Origin of the sequence: Microbacterium sp. PA5, assembly GCF_049860775.1 — a bacterium.
Lineage (GTDB): Bacteria > Actinomycetota > Actinomycetes > Actinomycetales > Microbacteriaceae > Microbacterium.
This window is the reverse complement of the sequence record NZ_CP187567.1, coordinates 2,301,158-2,317,590: the sequence shown is the minus strand read 5'-3', so window position 1 is coordinate 2,317,590 and position 16,433 is coordinate 2,301,158. Positions and strand designations below refer to the sequence as shown.

16 protein-coding genes and 1 tRNA gene are annotated in these 16,433 nt (G+C 70.9%); 12 read left to right on the top strand and 5 right to left on the bottom strand.

The window, feature by feature from the left end; translation table 11 throughout:
* The first annotated feature begins 89 nt into the window (after window positions 1-89).
* From ACPWUT_RS11020 to ACPWUT_RS11000, 5 genes are all read left to right on the top strand, one after another.
* The gene (locus ACPWUT_RS11020; protein WP_425837515.1) at window positions 90-1,160 is read left to right on the top strand and encodes an aspartate-semialdehyde dehydrogenase; all 1,071 of its coding nucleotides are present in this window, start codon (window positions 90-92) and stop codon (window positions 1,158-1,160) included.
* 118 nt (window positions 1,161-1,278) lie between these two features.
* Complete coding sequence (locus ACPWUT_RS11015; RefSeq protein ID WP_425837512.1) at window positions 1,279-2,751, top strand: malate:quinone oxidoreductase; 1,473 nt, start codon at window positions 1,279-1,281, stop codon at window positions 2,749-2,751.
* 3 nt (window positions 2,752-2,754) lie between these two features.
* The gene (locus ACPWUT_RS11010) at window positions 2,755-3,411 is read left to right on the top strand and encodes a thymidine kinase (RefSeq protein ID WP_425837509.1); all 657 of its coding nucleotides are present in this window, start codon (window positions 2,755-2,757) and stop codon (window positions 3,409-3,411) included.
* Window positions 3,412-3,519: 108 nt separating this feature from the next.
* Complete coding sequence (locus ACPWUT_RS11005) at window positions 3,520-4,242, top strand: FadR/GntR family transcriptional regulator (protein WP_284527963.1); 723 nt, start codon at window positions 3,520-3,522, stop codon at window positions 4,240-4,242.
* Between the two features lie 49 nt (window positions 4,243-4,291).
* Window positions 4,292-5,563: an alpha-hydroxy acid oxidase gene (locus tag ACPWUT_RS11000; RefSeq protein WP_284527962.1), complete on the top strand. Its 1,272-nt coding sequence runs from the start codon at window positions 4,292-4,294 to the stop codon at window positions 5,561-5,563.
* An 18-nt stretch (window positions 5,564-5,581) separates the two neighbouring features.
* On the opposite strand, the gene ACPWUT_RS10995 is transcribed toward ACPWUT_RS11000, so the two are convergent.
* The 4 genes from ACPWUT_RS10995 to ACPWUT_RS10980 all read right to left on the bottom strand — a co-directional run bounded on the left by ACPWUT_RS10995 (window position 5,582) and on the right by ACPWUT_RS10980 (window position 10,165).
* Window positions 5,582-6,346, bottom strand: coding sequence for an HAD-IIB family hydrolase (locus tag ACPWUT_RS10995; RefSeq protein WP_284527961.1), 765 nt, complete (start codon window positions 6,344-6,346; stop codon window positions 5,582-5,584).
* Between the two features lie 74 nt (window positions 6,347-6,420).
* A tRNA-Pro gene (locus ACPWUT_RS10990) sits at window positions 6,421-6,494 on the bottom strand.
* A 33-nt stretch (window positions 6,495-6,527) separates the two neighbouring features.
* On the bottom strand, window positions 6,528-7,472 hold the full coding sequence (locus ACPWUT_RS10985) for a metallophosphoesterase (RefSeq protein WP_284527960.1): 945 nt from the start codon (window positions 7,470-7,472) through the stop codon (window positions 6,528-6,530).
* A 29-nt stretch (window positions 7,473-7,501) separates the two neighbouring features.
* Window positions 7,502-10,165: a transglycosylase domain-containing protein gene (locus ACPWUT_RS10980; protein WP_425837503.1), complete on the bottom strand. Its 2,664-nt coding sequence runs from the start codon at window positions 10,163-10,165 to the stop codon at window positions 7,502-7,504.
* 87 nt (window positions 10,166-10,252) lie between these two features.
* Between ACPWUT_RS10980 and ACPWUT_RS10975 the strand changes: the two genes are divergently transcribed.
* Together ACPWUT_RS10975 and ACPWUT_RS10970 are read left to right on the top strand one after the other, a co-directional pair.
* Window positions 10,253-10,468, top strand: coding sequence for a hypothetical protein (locus ACPWUT_RS10975; protein ID WP_284527958.1), 216 nt, complete (start codon window positions 10,253-10,255; stop codon window positions 10,466-10,468).
* Window positions 10,468-10,935 (top strand): RidA family protein, encoded by a 468-nt coding sequence (locus ACPWUT_RS10970; protein ID WP_284527957.1) that lies wholly within the window; start codon window positions 10,468-10,470, stop codon window positions 10,933-10,935. Before ACPWUT_RS10975 ends, ACPWUT_RS10970 begins: the two co-directional genes overlap by 1 nt.
* 123 nt (window positions 10,936-11,058) lie before the next feature.
* Here ACPWUT_RS10970 and acs read toward each other — a convergent pair whose 3' ends face one another.
* Window positions 11,059-13,023 (bottom strand): acetate--CoA ligase, encoded by a 1,965-nt coding sequence (gene acs / locus ACPWUT_RS10965; protein ID WP_284527956.1) that lies wholly within the window; start codon window positions 13,021-13,023, stop codon window positions 11,059-11,061.
* 383 nt (window positions 13,024-13,406) lie between these two features.
* Here acs and ACPWUT_RS10960 point away from each other — a divergent pair, with 383 nt between their 5' ends.
* The 5 genes from ACPWUT_RS10960 (at window position 13,407) to ACPWUT_RS10940 (ending at window position 16,318) form a co-directional block, all read left to right on the top strand.
* Window positions 13,407-14,471, top strand: coding sequence for a TadA family conjugal transfer-associated ATPase (locus ACPWUT_RS10960; RefSeq protein WP_425837498.1), 1,065 nt, complete (start codon window positions 13,407-13,409; stop codon window positions 14,469-14,471).
* Window positions 14,468-15,346: a type II secretion system F family protein gene (locus ACPWUT_RS10955; protein WP_425837495.1), complete on the top strand. Its 879-nt coding sequence runs from the start codon at window positions 14,468-14,470 to the stop codon at window positions 15,344-15,346. The genes ACPWUT_RS10960 and ACPWUT_RS10955 overlap by 4 nt, the downstream gene beginning before the upstream one ends.
* Window positions 15,347-15,414: 68 nt before the next feature.
* Window positions 15,415-15,648: a DUF4244 domain-containing protein gene (locus tag ACPWUT_RS10950; protein WP_284527953.1), complete on the top strand. Its 234-nt coding sequence runs from the start codon at window positions 15,415-15,417 to the stop codon at window positions 15,646-15,648.
* Window positions 15,649-15,692: 44 nt separating this feature from the next.
* Window positions 15,693-16,001: a TadE family type IV pilus minor pilin gene (locus tag ACPWUT_RS10945; protein ID WP_284527952.1), complete on the top strand. Its 309-nt coding sequence runs from the start codon at window positions 15,693-15,695 to the stop codon at window positions 15,999-16,001.
* Window positions 16,001-16,318, top strand: coding sequence for a helicase (locus ACPWUT_RS10940; protein ID WP_425837491.1), 318 nt, complete (start codon window positions 16,001-16,003; stop codon window positions 16,316-16,318). The genes ACPWUT_RS10945 and ACPWUT_RS10940 overlap by 1 nt, the downstream gene beginning before the upstream one ends.
* The last annotated feature ends 115 nt before the right edge of the window (window positions 16,319-16,433 follow it).

The window sequence follows — 16,433 nt, the reverse complement described above, 5'->3', positions numbered from 1 at the left end:
CGTCCGGCCCGTCGGGCGGCCGGTAGAATCGGCGACACGCCCGCTCGGGCACCTCACCCGCATCGCCGTACTCGTCGCAAGGATCCACCATGACCCGCATCTCCGAATCCGGACTCTCCGTCGCCGTCGTCGGCGCCACCGGCCAGGTCGGGACGGTCATGCGCGAGATCCTCGCCGAGCGCTCGTTCCCGATCCGCGAGCTGCGGCTGTTCGCGACGGCCCGCAGCGCCGGGACGGCGGTGGAGTTCGGCGGCGAGACGATCGTCGTCGAGGACGTCGCGACCGCCGATCCGTCCGGGATCGACATCGCGCTCTTCAGCGCCGGCGCCACCGGCTCGCGCGCGCACGCGCCGCGGTTCGCGGAGGCCGGCGCCGTCGTCATCGACAACTCCAGCGCCTGGCGGATGGACCCCGACGTGCCGCTCGTGGTCAGCGAGGTCAACCCGCACGCGATCGAGGATCTGCCCAAGGGCATCATCGCCAACCCGAACTGCACCACCATGGCCGCGATGCCGGTGCTGGCGCCGCTCCACCGCGAAGCCGGACTCGAGCGTCTCGTCGTGAGCACCTACCAGGCGGTGTCGGGCTCCGGCCTCGCGGGTGCGCAGGAGCTTCTCGGGCAGGTCGAGGGCGTCCTGGCCCAGGGCCGCACGCTCGACCTCGTCCACGACGGCGGTGCGGTGGACTTCCCCCAGCCGGAGAAGTACGTGGCGCCGATCGCGTTCGATGTGATCCCGCTGGCCGGCAACCTGGTCGACGACGGTCTGAACGAGACCGACGAGGAGAAGAAGCTCCGCAACGAGAGCCGCAAGATCCTCGAGCTGCCGGGCCTCCGCGTCGCCGGCACCTGTGTGCGCGTCCCGGTCTTCACGGGTCACTCGCTCTCGATCCACGCCGAGTTCGCCCACGACATCACGCCCGACCGCGCACGGGAGATCCTGGCGTCGGCTCCCGGAGTCGCACTCGAGGAGGTGCCGACCCCGCTCCAGGCCGCCGGCAACGACCCGAGCTACGTCGGCCGCATCCGCGAAGACCAGTCGGCGCCCGAGGGCAAGGGCCTCGTGCTGTTCGTCAGCAACGACAACCTGCGCAAGGGAGCGGCGCTGAACGCCGTGCAGATCGCCGAGCTCGTCGCGGCGCGCCTGACCGCCGCCGTCTGAGACCGCGTCGCCTCGCCGCGGACGGCGGTTGCCGTGGGCGAAAGAACGCCGCTCCTTTCCGGATGCCGTGGCGGCCCGCCGTCGGGGCCGGGGAAAACCGGGCCTAGACTGGGACATCGTGAGTGAACCAGTCGATGTCGTCCTGATCGGCGGTGGCATCATGAGCGCCACCCTCGGAACCCTGCTGAAGCAGCTGCAGCCGGAGTGGAAGATCGTCGTCTGCGAACGGCTGTCGGAGGTCGCTCAGGAGTCGTCCAACGCCTGGAACAACGCGGGCACCGGCCACGCCGCCCTGTGCGAGCTGAACTACATGCCCGAGGGCCCCGACGGCTCGGTCGACCCGGCCAAGGCGGTCGCGATCAACGAGCAGTTCCAGCAGAGCCGTCAGCTGTGGACCTCGCTCATCGAGCGGGGCGTGCTGGATGAGCCGTCGACGTTCATCAACGCCACCCCGCACATGACCTTCGTGCGCGGCGAGAAGGACGTCGCGTACCTGAAGAAGCGCTACGAGGCGCTGCGGACCCAGCCGCTGTTCGCGGGGATCGAGTACTCCGAGGATTCGCGCGTCATCAACCAGTGGGCACCGCTGCTCATGCAGAAGCGACGCAAGGGCGAGCCCTTCGCCGCGACCCGGGTACCCGCCGGCACCGACGTGGACTTCGGCGCCCTCACCCGGCAGCTGTTCGCCCACCTCGAGGAGCAGGGCGTCGAGGTGGTCACCAACCGCGAGGTCCGCAACCTCAGCCGCCAGAAGGACGGCACCTGGAAGGTGTCGTACCGGAACTCCCTCGGCAAGACGCCCGGCAGCCTCAACGCCCGATTCGTGTTCGTGGGCGCGGGAGGGTGGGCGATCAAGCTCCTGCAGCGCTCGGGCATCCCCGAGATCAAGGGCTACGGCGTCTTCCCCATCGGCGGCCAGTGGCTGAAGACCAGCAACCCGGCCATCGTCGCCCAGCACAAGGCGAAGGTGTACTCCCAGGCCTCCGTCGGGGCGCCGCCCATGTCGGTGCCGCACCTGGACACCCGGGTGGTCGACGGCGAGGCGTCGCTCCTGTTCGGCCCGTTCGCGACGTTCAGCCCGAAGTTCCTGAAGAACGGCCGCATCACCGACATCGTCGCGCAGGTGCGTCCGGGGAACCTGTGGCCGATGATCAAGGTCGCCATCGACAACCCCGGCCTCATCGGCTACCTGGTGAGCGAGCTGCTGAAGAACCACAAGAAGAAGGTGGACTCGCTGCGGACGTTCATGCCCACGGCGAAGGACGAGGACTGGGAGCTCCTGCAGGCCGGCCAGCGTGCGCAGGTCATGAAGAAGGATCCCGAGAAGGGCGGCGTGCTGCAGTTCGGCACGGAGGTCGTCAGCTCCGCCGACGGCTCCATCGCCGGCCTGCTGGGTGCCTCGCCGGGTGCCTCGACCGCCGCGTCCATCATGCTGGGGCTCCTGAGGACCTGCTTCCCCGACCGGATGCCCGGGTGGGAGCCCGCGCTGCGCGAACTCATCCCGAGCTACGGCGACACCCTGAACACGCGGCCCGAGGTGGCGGAGGAGTCCCTGCGCACCACCGCCGCGGCACTGAAGATCAACCCCTGATCAGTGGCGAAGCTCTACTTCCGCTACGGCGCGATGAACTCCGGGAAGTCCACCGCGCTGCTGCAGGCAGCCTTCAACTACGAGGAGCGCGGTCAGCACGTGCTGCTGGCCAAGCCCGAGATCGACACCAAGGGCGCCGACCGCATCTCCAGTCGTCTGGGTGTGGAGCGGCTCGTGGACTTCCTCATCGCCCCGGGCGACGACCTGCGCTCGCTGTTCGCCGAACACCGTGACCGCGTGCGTCGCGTGGCCGAGCAAGAGGCCCTGATCCCCGAGTCCAGCGCCACGGGAGCGCGGTACGACGTGGCGTGCCTCATGATCGACGAGGCGCAGTTCCTGACGGCGGCGCAGGTCGACGACCTCCTGCGGATCGTGGTCGAGGACCGCATCCCCGTGCTCGCCTACGGCATCCGCACGGACTTCCAGACCCGCGCCTTCCCGGGCTCCGCGCGCCTCATGGAGCTCGCGCACAGTCTGGAGGAGCTGAAGACCATCTGCCGCTGCGGACGGAAGGCGCTGTTCAACGCGCGGCTCGTGGGCGGGCGGTTCGTCTTCGACGGCGATCAGGTCGCGATCGACCAGCTGAGCGCCGACCGTGTCACGTACGAGTCGATGTGCGCCGAGTGCTACCTCCGCGAGTCCGGCGGGCGCCTCAGCTGACCCGGCGTCCCGCTCGCCCGTTGTCGCGCTCGGTCTTGTAACGTTTCAGCGCAATCCTGGCGCGGCCAGACCACAGACGGTAGTGTGACCAGACCACGGAAGGGAACCATGAGCGACTCCACACCGGCACGCGCCTGGCGCGTCGTGCTCGAGAAGATCGAGTCCGACCTGCTCGAAGGCAGGCTCGGACCCGGCGACCGGCTTCAGCCCGAACGCGAGCTCGCCACGACGCTGGGGGTGGGACGGTCGAGCGTGCGGGAGGCGCTGCGCGTGCTCGAGGTGATGGGCCTCATCCGCACCGCCACCGGCTCGGGTCCCACCTCCGGCGCGATCGTGACGGCGACGCCCCACGGCGGCCTGGCGCAGTTCCTGCGCCTGCAGGTGGCGGCGCAGGGCTTCCCGATCCCCGACGTGTACGAGACGCGGCTCCTGCTCGAGGAGTGGGCGGTCGGGCACCTCGCTGCGCAGGCCGAGCCCGATCTCGGCCCGGCGCGGGCGACTCTCGAAGCGATGACGGCCGAGGGGCTCACCGCCGAGGAGTTCCTGGCGCTGGACACCCAGTTCCATCTGCGGCTCACCGACGCGGCGGGCAACATCGTGGTGGCCGCCACCATGGCGGGGCTGCGCACCACCATCGAGAGCTACATCCGGGCCGGGGCAGAGCGCATCCCCGACTGGCAGGGCACCGCCTCCCGTCTCCGGCACGAACACGCCGAGGTCGTCCACGCGATCGAGGCGGGCGACGCCGAGCGCGCCCGGGAGGTCCTGCGCGCCCACATCACGGGCTACTACGCCGACGCCGGCCTCCCGGCACCCGCGCACAGCCTCTGACCGGGCGCCGGAGCCCCGCGGGGCGACACGAGAGAGACGAGACACCACCATGGTCCAGCGGCAGCTGCCCAAGATCTCCGAGCTCCTGGAGCTCATGCAGTTCAAGAAGCCCGAGCTCGACGGCACGAAGCGGCGCCTGGACGCGGCGCTGACGATCGCCGACCTGCGCGCGATCGCGAAGCGGCGCACGCCCAAGGCGGCGTTCGACTACACCGACGGCGCCGCGGAGGGCGAGCTGTCCCTCGCCCGGGCACGGCAGGCGTTCGAGGACATCGAGTTCCACCCCGACATCCTGCGTCCCGCCGAGCACGTGGACACGTCGGTCGAGATCCTCGGCGGGCCCTCCGCGCTCCCGTTCGGCATCGCCCCCACGGGCTTCACCCGCCTCATGCAGACCGAAGGGGAGGTGGCCGGCGCATCCGCGGCTGCCGCAGCCGGCATCCCGTTCACGCTCTCCACGCTCGGCACCACCTCGATCGAGAACGTCCGGGCCGCCAACCCGCACGGACGCAACTGGTTCCAGCTCTACGTCATGCGGGAGCGCGAGCTCTCGTACGGGCTCGTGAAGCGCGCCGCGGACGCCGGGTTCGACACGCTCATGTTCACGGTCGACACGCCGATCGCCGGCGCCCGCCTGCGCGACAAGCGGAACGGCTTCTCCATCCCACCGCAGCTCACGGTCGGCACGATCGTCAACGCCATCCCGCGCCCCTGGTGGTGGATCGATTTCCTCACGACGCCCAAGCTCGAGTTCGCCTCGTTCACGACCACCGGCGGGACGGTGGGGGAGCTCCTCAACGCCGCGATGGACCCGACCATCAGCTACGACGATCTCGCGGTGATCCGCGAGATGTGGCCCGGCAGGATCGTCGTCAAGGGTGTGCAGAACGTGCCGGACTCGAAGCGGCTCGTGGACCTCGGCGTCGACGGCATCGTGCTGTCCAATCACGGCGGGCGCCAGCTCGACCGTGCGCCGATCCCCTTCCACCTGCTGCCGAAGGTCGTGCGCGAGGTCGGCAAGGACGCCACCGTCATGATCGACACGGGCATCATGAACGGTGCCGACATCGTGGCGTCGGTCGCCCTCGGCGCCAAGTTCACGCTCATCGGCCGCGCGTACCTCTACGGCCTGATGGCGGGCGGACGGCGCGGGGTCGACCGCACGATCGCGATCCTCCGCTCCGAGATCGAGCGCACGATGACCCTCCTGGGCGTCTCGTCGCTCGCGGAGCTGGAGCCTCGTCACGTCACGCAGCTGCAGCGTCTCACCCCCGTCCTGGCGCCCGCGCCGCGGCGGGCGCCGACGCGCGTGAAGGCCTAGCGCTGCGGGGGCGGAGGCTCAGCGCGACGGAAGCGTCGGGATGAGCGCCTCGAGGTAGTCGACCGTGTCCTCCCAGCCGGTCACCGCGTGGCAGGCGACGCCCATCGCGAGCACCGGGTAGTCGTTCCCGTGCTCGTCGAGGCGGTCCCCGACGAAGAGCATGTCGTCGAGGGGGATGCCGGTCTGCTCCGCGAGGCGCGTCATGCCGTAGGCCTTGTCGATGCCGCGGCGGGTGATGTCGACCGAGGTGGAGCCGCCCGAGCGGACCTCGAGGTCGGGGATGCGCGCGGCCACGGCGTCGCGGAGGGCGTTCTTCTTCGCCCCGGTCGGATCCCAGGCGGTCTTCGCGTCGACCGGTGCGGTCTGGCCGAGTGCCGAGAAGGTGATCTGCGAGCCGCGGTCCTCCAGGATGTCGCCCCAGGTCTCCGACTCCCAGACGCCCAGGCGGCGCGCCTCCTCTTCGACCGCGGCGAGGGCGCGCTGCTTCTCGTCGTCGGTGAGGGCGTGCGCGTAGACGGTGCGGACGCCGTCGGCCTCGAGGCGGTAGTACTGCGTTCCGCACGTGGGAAGCAGGTGGAACCGTCCCAGGACCTCGGCCTCGGTCGCCGGCAGCCGGTCGACGACCTGGGACTGGAACTGCAGCAGCTGTCCGCCGGAGATGATCGCGACCTCGACCCGCTCGGCGAGGGCGAGCAGCAGCTCGCCCATGCGCGGCGAGATGGCGCTCTTGGAGGGGGCGAGCGTGTCGTCGAGGTCGAAGGCGACGAGGCGGGGCGTGGTCATGGCGCGTACTCCGTATCGGCGGTTATGCGAAAGGCTCCGCCCGTGATCGAAATCAAAGGCGGAGCCTCGTGCAGTCGGGGTGACAGGATTTGAACCTGCGGCCTCGTCGTCCCGAACGACGCGCGCTACCAAGCTGCGCCACACCCCGTGGCAACCCTCCGAGTCTACCCCGTTCCGGCGCTCACACCGAATCGGGACGCGTGATGGGCAGCAGTCGCAGCACCGAGACCTCGGGGCGGCACCCGAAGCGCACCGGCGCGTAGATGGAGTGGCCGAGCCCGGCGCTGACGTTGAGGGGCACCGAGCGGCTCCCGTGATGCCAGGTGCTGAGGCCGCGCGCCTGGTCGAGGGGGATGTCGCAGTTGGCGACCAGGGCGTTCGGGGAGAACGGGACGCGGACCTGGCCGCCGTGGGTGTGCCCGGCGATCAGCATGTCGGCGCCGAGATCTGTGAAGCGGTCGAGCACGCGACGGTAGGGGGCGTGGGTGACGCCCAGGGTGAGCCCCGCCTCCCGGGGGACCTGCCACCAGCGCCCGCGGCGGACCCGCTGAAGGGCCCCGGCCGCGGCGTCGAGCTCGTCCCAGTCGCGATGGGCGTCGTCCACGCCGAAGCCGTCGATCGTGAGGCCGCCGACGGTCAGCCGCGCGGCGGTGTTGTCCAGATCGGTCCAGCCGAGCTCATCGGCGAAGTAGGCGTCCATGGCGGGGGTGTCGAGCCGCTCGGCGCGACGCTTGTGGCCCGACGGACCGGAGAAGTAGTGGAGCGGGTTGCGCGCCGTCGGACCGACGACGTCGTTGGACCCGTGCACGAAGAATCCCGGGATCCCGCGCAGGGGCGCGAAGGCCGCGCGGATGCCGTCGAGCCCGTCGGCATGTCCGAGGTTGTCGCCGGTGTTCACGACGAGGTCGGGCTGCGTCTGCTCGGCGATCTCGGCGATCCAACGCTGTTTGCGGTGCTGCCACGGCGCCATATGGGCGTCGGAGAGGTGGAGGACGGTCAGTGGCGCGCTGCCGGGCGGGAGCACGGCGAGGTCGTGACGGCGGACCGTGAACAGGTACCGCTCGATCCCGATGCCCCAGATCGCCGAGCCGACGCCGACCGCCCCCATGACTCCGAGAGGAGCCATGAGGGCGGTGCGAAGCGGCGTGCGGGCGCTCAGTCGTCGTTCCCGTCGTTGCCGTTGCCGTTCCCGGGACCGCCGCAGTTGGCGGCCTGGTACTGGATCGTGATCTGCGTGTTGCGGCCGACCATCGTTCCGGCGGCCGGATCGGTGCCGGTGACGACGCCCTGCGGCGGGGCGCCCTCCTGCTGCGTGCACTCGCGGTCGATCCGGCCGAACCCGGCGGCCCGCAGCGCGTTCTCGGCGTCATCGGGCGTTCCGCCCACCGACGGGACGGCCACGCCCTCGCCGTTGCTGGGGGTGATCGTGACGCTGGTCCCCCCGGCCACGCGGCCGGCGCCCGGGCTCTGCTCGACGATCGTGCCTGCCTTCTCGGTCGCGTCGATGGCGTCCGCCACCGTCACCGAGAAGCCCGCGGACCGCAGGGTCGAGGTCGCCTCGTCGATGCTCATGCCGATGACGCTCGGGAGGGTGACGTACACCTGCTTGGTGAGCTCCTCGTCGGGGCTCGGGAAGTCGTCGCCGCCGTACTTGGCGTTGGCCGCGCGCTGCATCTCGGGCCAGATGCCGTTGCGGATGCGCGAGAGGCGGTAGCCCGACTCGTAGTAGTTGTCGAGTCGGGTGTTGACCCATTCGCCGTTCTTCTTCTTGGCGTTGGCGTTGCCGACCCAGACCACCGTGGTGACCTCGGAGCTCGATCCGTCCATCCAGGTGTGGAGGAACTGGTGGATACCGGTCTTGCCGAAGATGGGCGTGCCGTCGTAGGTGCGCGCGCCCGAGCCGGTGCCGTCGGCCTTCATGACGCCCTCGAGCGTGTAGGCGGCGGTGGAGGCGACGGCCTCGCTGAGGACGCGCTCGCACTTGGTGTCGGGGATCGCATGGTCGCTGCCGTCGGCGTTGAGCACGCGGTCGATCACCTTCGACTCGCAGAGGATGCCGTTCGACGCGATCGCGGCGTACGCCTGCGCCATGTCGATCGGCGCCACGTTGGCGTCTCCGAGGACGTTGTAGGGAACGTTGGCCGAGAGGCCGGAGCCTTCGGGCACCTCGTCGAGGGGAGTGCCGTCACCGCGCATGACGCCCATCTGCATGGCGACCTGGTTGGTGCTGCACACCGAGATCTTCTCCGCCATGGCCAGGAAGCCGGAGTTCAGCGAGTCCTTCGTGAACCGGTAGACGGAGCCCGTGTAGCCGGAGTTGTTCTCGAAGTTTCCGATGTGGTTGGTCTGACCCGAGTTGTCGGCGTACTGGTCGCGGGTCGCACCGTCGCAGGTGTTCACCTTCTTCAGGCCCGTGCGGCCATTGAGCATCTCGTTGACGGAATGCCCTTCCTGCAGCCAGTTGACGAGGCTGAAGACCTTGTAGGTCGATCCGGCCGAGTGGCCGCTGCCGCCGCCGTTCTGCTTGCGGACGTTGTAGTTGACCTGGGTGGTCGAGGGGTCGTCGGTCTTCGTGCTGTACGGACGGTTCTGCACCATCGACAGCACACGCCCGGTGCCCACCTCCACTTGCACGCCGGAGGCGCCGAGGTCCATGTAGTCCACGCTCGCCGGCACGATGTCGATCGCGTCGTTGGCGGCCTTCTGCAGGTCGTAGTCGAGCGTCGTGTAGACCTTCAGGCCACCGCGGCGCAGTGCGGCGGCGCGCTCCTCCTTCGACTCGCCGAAGGCGGGATCGGTGCGGATGATCGACACCACGTACTCGCAGAAGAACTGCGCGCCCTTGGCCTGGCTGCAGCCCTGCTTGCGCTGGCTGATCTTCGGCTCGATCGGCGAGGCCTTCGCCTCGTCGTACTCCGCCCGCGTGATCTTGCCGTCGGCGAGCATGCGGCCGAGCACGTAGTCGCGGCGCTTGAGGGTGTCGGCGTAGCCGTCGGCCTCGCCGTTGCGGGCGTTGCCGGCCTTGTCGGTCCAGGTGCCCTTGGGCTTGTCGATGCGGAAGGTGTTCGGCTCCTGCACCATGCCGGCGATCGTGGCCGCCTGAGCGATGGTGAGCTTGGCCGCGGTGGTGCTGAAGTAGTACTGCGCCGCAGCGCCGATGCCGTACACGGTCCCGCCGAAGGACGAGATGTTCAGGTAGCCGAGGAGGATGTCGTTCTTCTCGTACTCCTTCTCGAGCTGGATCGCGTAGCGCATCTCCTGGAGCTTGCGCTGGTAGCCCTCGGCGCCCTCGTTGACCGTGGTCTGGAGGAAGCAGGCCCGCACCTCCTCCTCGCTCGCGGCGTCGAACTCGCAGTTCTGCTGGAGGACGTTCTTCACGTACTGCTGCGTGATCGTCGAGCCGCCTCGCGTGCTGCTGCCCGAGGCGTTGCCCGCCAGGGCCTTCAGGGTGCCCATGAGGTCCACGCCGCCGTGCGTGTAGAAGTTCTTGTCCTCGCTGGAGAGGATCGCGTCGTACATCACCGGGTTGACCTGGTCGTACGTGACCGGGATGCGGTTCTGGTCGTAGAACTGCGCCATGAGCACGTTCTTGCCGTCGGCGTTCTTCTTGTAGATGCGCGTCGGCAGCATGAGCGACGCGGGCTCGAGATAGCTCGGCATCTTGTCGAACATGGTGATGGCGCTCGAGGCCGCATATCCGGACACGGCGATGGCGGGGGTCACGGTGGCGGTGATCAGCACGCCGGCCACGGTGCTCAGACCGATGAGGCCCAGAAGGCCGCCGAGCACGCCGGTGGCTGTCCGTTTCGATTGGGGCATAGGCTTGATCGTAAGGGAATTACCTGGGGGAACCCTCGGTAGGGCCCGCATGCCGCGCCTATCCGCGCCGTCGCAAGGGAGCACCCGATGACCACGTGGGAGTACCTCACCACGCCGCTGCTGATCCACAACACCGCCGCGATCCTCAACAACTGGGGCAAGCAGGGGTGGGAACTCGTGCAGGTCGTGCCCGGTCCCGAGGGCGGCCTCGTCGCCTACTTCAAGCGTCCCGCCGGCGGCGGCGCCGCCAACGCAGGGCTCGGCGCGGCCGCTCAGGCCGCGCAGCAGTTCGAGGGGGCGTGATGAGCGTCTCGCAGCGTCTGGCCGAGCTCGGCATCGAGCTCCCCCCGGTCGTCCCGCCGGTCGCCGCCTACGTGCCGGCGACGGTGCACGGCGGGCTCGTCTACACGGCGGGTCAGCTCCCGATGGTCTCGGGCGTCCTCCCGGCCACCGGCAAGGTCGGTGACGGTCACGGGCTCGTGCCGCCCGCCGACGCGCAGGCCTACGCCCGCCAGTGCGCGCTCAACGCCATCGCCGCCGCTGCGGCCGCTGCGGGCGGTGTGGACAATCTGTCCCGGGTCGTCAAGGTCACCGGCTTCGTGGCGTCCGTCCCCGAGTTCACCGGGCAGCCGGTCGTCGTCAACGGCGCGAGCGAACTGCTCGGCCAGGTCTTCGGCGAGGCGGGCGTCCACGCGCGCTCCGCCGTCGGCGTGACGGTCCTGCCCCTCGACAGCCCCGTCGAGGTCGAGGTCGTCTTCGCCCTCGCCTGACCCCGCTCGTCCCACTTCCTGCGGGGCATGTCCCACTTCCTGCGGGGCATGTCCCACTTTCGGTCGCTTCGCTAACTGCTGAGCAACCGAAAGTGGGACACGCCTGCGGCGGCGAGCCCGGCGCTACTTCACCTGGGCGGAGATCACCGACATCACGGCGGTGTCGGCCAGGGTCGTCGTATCGCCGACCTCGCGCCCCTCGGCGACGTCGCGCAGCAGCCGGCGCATGATCTTGCCGGACCGCGTCTTGGGCAGCTCGCCGACGATGTACACGTCGCGCGGCCTCGCGATCGGCCCGATCTGCTCGCCGACCCATGACCGCAGCGCACCGGCGAGGCCCTCGGGGGAGTGGGCGTCGAGGTAGGACTGCTTGATGATGACGAAGGCCACCACGGCCTGGCCCGTCGTCTCGTCCGTCGCGCCCACCACCGCCGCTTCGGCGACGGCCTCGTTCCCGACGAGGGCCGACTCGATCTCGGTCGTCGACAGACGATGGCCCGACACGTTCATCACGTCGTCGACGCGTCCGAGGAACCAGACGTCGCCGTCGTCGTCCAGGCGTGCGCCGTCGCCGGCGAAGTAGTAGCCCTGCTTCTCGAACTTCTCCCAGTAGGTCTCGCGGAAGCGCTCCGGGTCTCCCCAGATGCCGCGGAGCATGCTGGGCCACGGCTTGGTGATGACCAGGAGTCCGCCGTTGCCGTTGCCGACGTGCTCGCCGTTGTCGTCGACGACGTCGATCGAGATGCCGGGAAGCGGCACCTGGGCCGACCCGGGCTTGGTCTCGGTGACCCCCGGCAGGGCGGACACCATGATCGCGCCGGTCTCCGTCTGCCACCACGTGTCGACGATGGGAGCCGTCTTGCCGCCGATGATCTTGCGGTACCACATCCACGCCTCGGGGTTGATGGGCTCGCCCACCGATCCCAGCAGGCGCAGGGAGGAGAGGTCGAACTGCTGCGGGATGGCCCGGCCGAGCTTCATGAAGGAACGGATCGCCGTCGGGGCGGTGTAGAGGACGGTGACCCCGTACTTCTCGACGAGCTCCCACCAGCGTCCGGGGTGGGGCGTGTCGGGCGTGCCCTCGTAGAGCACCTGGGTGGCGCCGTTGGCGAGCGGCCCGTAGGCGACGTACGAGTGCCCCGTGATCCAGCCGATGTCGGCGGTGCACCAGAACACGTCGGTCTCGGGGTGCAGGTCGTGGACCACCTTGTTGGTGAAGGTCGCCTGCGTGAGGTACCCGCCGGAGGTGTGGAGGATGCCCTTGGGCTTCCCGGTCGTTCCGGAGGTGTACAGGATGAACAGCGGGTTCTCGGCGGGGAAGGGCTGCGCCTCGTGCTCGGGGGACGCGGCGGGCACGACATCGTGCCACCACAGGTCGCGGTCGGCGTCCCACGGCACCTCGTCGCCGGTGCGCTTGACCACCAGCACGTGCTCGACCGTGCCCTGCGGCCCCGCGCCGCGATCGGCGAGGGCCTGATCGACGGCCGGCTTCAGAGGGGAAACCCGGCCCTTGCGGTAACCGCCGTCCGCGGTGATGACGAGCTTCGCGCCCGCGTCGTCGATCCGGGTGCGCAGGCTGTCGGCCGAGAATCCGCCGAAGATCACGGAGTGGATCGCGCCGACGCGGGCGACGGCGAGCATCGCGGCGATGGCCTCGGGGATCATCGGCATGTAGATCGCGACGCGGTCGCCCTGTCCCACGCCCAGCTCGCCGAGGACGTTGGCGACCCGCTTGACCTCCTCGGTGAGCTCGGCGTAGCTGATGCGTCGCTCGTCGCCCGGCTCGCCCTCCCACAGCAGGGCGATGCGGTCGCCGTCGCCCGCCTCCACGTGACGGTCGAGGCAGTTGTACGCGACGTTCAGCTCGCCGTCGGCGAACCACTGTGCGAACGGGGGGTTGGACCAGTCCAGCACCTGTGAGAACGGGGTGTGCCAGTGGAGCGCCCGCGCCTGCTCCGCCCAGAACGCCTCGCGGTCGGCCTCTGCTTCGCGGTAGAGATCGGCAGTCGCGACGGCATTCTTGGCGAACTCCTCGCTCGGCGGGAACCGGCGGTCCTCGGTCAGCAGGTGGTCGATCTGGCTGCTCATGCGCGCTCCTTTGCGGCTTGTGCTCACGGGACGACGGCGGGCTCCGTGACGATTCCGGTCAATCTAGCCGGGTCCCAAATCCGCACACTACCGCCGATAGTGGGTGATCCATGCGGACCGATATATCAGTTCGCCACGCGCCGACGGTGTTTTGCGGTCGCGGAGCCGTTGCGTATGCTCGGACCCGGCCGAACTCAGATTCTGGCGCAACGACGTGTCGCGATCCCCCGTAGCGAACGTCGTTCCGGGCGGCATCCTTCCCCCCAAAGGATGCCGCCCCTCTCCATCTCCGGGGCTCCTCCCCAGCACGGGGCTTCGTCCGGCCGTCCACCGGCCTCCGGAACACCGCGATCGGCAGGTGTGGCGCCGCCTACGGTCATGCCATGCCCGAAGCCTTCGTCGTCCGACCGCGCGGTGACGTCGCCGTTCCGCCCGGCCCGCGGTCGCCGGGGGAGCTCGTCGTCACCGAGCCTTCCCCGGCGTCGCGTCGGCGCGGATCCTCCACGCGGCGACGCGCGGTGCCCGACCATCCGGCAGTGGCATCGCTCCTGCCGCATCTGTCCGACCCCGACGTCACCGACGTCTTCGTCAACGGCTCCGGCGGGCTGTTCGTCGACCGCGGGCGGGGCGCCGAACGCGTCGCCGGATGGCAGGCGGACGCCCAGGCGGTGCGCGAGCTCGCGGTGGCCCTCGTCGGGATCGGCGGCCGCCACCTCGACGACCTGACGCCGCTCGTCGACGTGCGCTGGGAGCAGGGCGCTCGCGTGCACGCCGTCCTGCCGCCGGTCGCCCGGGGCGGCGCGGCGATCTCGATCCGGCTGCCCGCCGCGGAGCGCCTGAGTCTCGACGACCTGGGGCGGCGGGGCATGGTCGACGCCGCCGGCGCCGAACGCCTGGCGGGACTGGTGTCCGGTCGGGCGAACATCCTCGTCACGGGCGCCACGGGTGCGGGCAAGACGACCCTGCTCGCCGCGCTCCTCGGCCTCGTCCCCGCCGGCGAGCGCATCATCACCATCGAGGACGTGGCCGAGCTGCGCATCGAGCATCCGCACCACGTGAGTCTCGAAGCCCGGCAGGCCAACCTCGAAGGAGCCGGCGCCGTCGGTCTCGCGCGCCTGGTCCGGGAGGCGCTGCGGATGCGACCCGACCGGCTGGTGGTCGGGGAGTGCCGCGGCGAGGAGGTGCGCGAGCTGCTCACGGCCCTGAACACCGGCCACGACGGCGGCGCCGGGACGCTGCACGCCAGCGGGATCGCCGACGTGCCGGCCCGGCTGGAGGCGCTCGGGGCGCTGGCCGGGATGAGCGATCGCGCCGTCGCGCGGCAGGCAGTGAGCGCCATCGGCGCCATCGTCCACGTCGAACGCGGACGCGACGGACGCCGGCGCGTGGCGGGCCTCGGGCGGCTGATCGCCGACGATGGGCGCCTGGGCGTCGAGGAGCTCCCATGAGGCGGCGCCGCCCATCCGAACCCGCCGCGTCGGACGCGATGACCGCGGCGATCAGCGTGCACCGCCTCGCCGTGCTGCTGCAGGCCGGACTGACCCCGGCCCGCGCGTGGCACCACGTCGCCGGCGGTGAGCAGGGGCTCGCCGGCGCCGCGCACGATGCGGCAGCGATCCCCGGCGAGCTCGATCGCCGTGGGGGGACCTGGCGGGAGGTCGCCGTGGCGTGGCGGGTCGCCACCACGGTGGGGGCCCCGCTCGCGCCGAGCCTGCGCGCGATCGCCGACGCGCTGCGCGACGCGGAGCAGGCGCGGGCCGATGTGGCGGTCGCCCTGGCCGAACCCGCGACGACCGCCCGCCTGATCGGCTGGCTTCCGGCACTGGGCGTCGTGCTGGTGGTCGCGTTCGGCTTCGACGTGGCGAGCACGCTGCTCCATCCGGTCGGACTGGTCTGCGCGGCGCTCGGTGCCGGCCTCATGGTCGGGGCCCGCCGCTGGACCGCCGCGCTCGTGCGCCGGGCTCAGCCGCCGCCGGGCATCGCCGGCTGGGAGCACGAGCTGCTGTCGATCGCGCTCAGCGGCGGCGTCTCGATCGACCGCGCGCTCGACGTGGTCACGGCGGCAGGATGCCCCTCCGCGTCGGAGGCCACCGCCGACACGATCGCGCTTTCGCGCGGCTCGGGTGCGCCGGCCGTCGAACTGCTCCGCGCCGAGGCGGAAGACCGGCGCCTCGCTGCGCGGACCGAGGGCCGGCTGCGCGCCGCGCGGCTCGGCGGCCGGCTGCTGCTTCCGCTCGGCGCCTGCACCTTGCCCGCCTTCCTGCTGCTCGGCGTCGCGCCCATGCTGCTGTCGGTCCTCACGTCGTCGTCCATCGGCTTCTGATCCGTATTCCTCCGCTCTTCCCCTGCCTCTTCCTGCCCGTGCCGCCGTCCCGTCCTGAAAGGAAACACATGATCCCTCACCTGCCCGCCCGCTCCCTCGCACGGTCGCCGCACCTGCCGCGGCTGACCGCGCGCCGGGCTGCCCGGCTGTTCCGCGACGACACGGGCGCCGCGACGGCCGAGTACGCGATCGCCACGATGGCGGCCGTCGCCTTCGCCGGGCTGCTGGTCGTCATCATGCGCAGCGACGAGGTGCGCGGGATCCTCACCGATCTCGTCCGCCGCGCGCTCACGGTCGAATGAGCCCTCGGCACGATGGGCCCCTCCACCGAGATGACCGGGGATCGGTGGCGGCGGAGTTCGCCGTCGTCGTACCCGCCGTCGTCCTGGTCGTGCTGCTCGCGGTGACCACCCTCGCCGCCGCAGGCCGGCAGGTGCGGCTCGAGCAGGCCGCCGCGCAGGGGGCGCGGCTGGCGGCGCGGGGAGAGGGCGACGACCGCGTGCGCGCGGCAGTCGCGGCGCTCGTCGAGGGGGTGAGCGTCGCCATCCGCTCCGACGGCGAGTTCGCGTGCGTCGACGCGACGGTCGCGCAGGCGGTGCCGCTTCCGCTCCCGCCCCTCCGGGCGACGGGGTGCGCCCTGGCGGGCGGGCTCTGATGGCGGGCGTCGCGCTGGTCATCGGGGCGCTCGCCGTCACGGCGACCCTGGCCGTCGGATGCGCGGCCGCGGGGGCGGCCTCGGTGCGCGCGGTCCGTCTCGCCGCGGTCGCCGACGCCGCAGCGCTGGCGGCCGCCGACGCGGCGACCGGAGCGATCGGCGGCGCACCGTGCCCGCGGGCCGCCGACGTGGCCGCATGGGCTGGCGCAAGCGTGGAGGACTGTGTCGTGGACGGGGTCGTCGCCACCGTCGTCGTCGGCGCGGCGGTCGGACCGTTCCGGGCGAGGGCGGTTGCCCGGGCCGGTCCTGCGCCCTGAGAGAACATCGCCCTCCCGGAGGCGGGCGGACCGGGCTCCCAGCGATTGCACCCTCTCCCGGTGTGTATGGTGTGCAACGAAGAAAGGACGCCAGTGGCTGAAGGCAGCAAGGGCA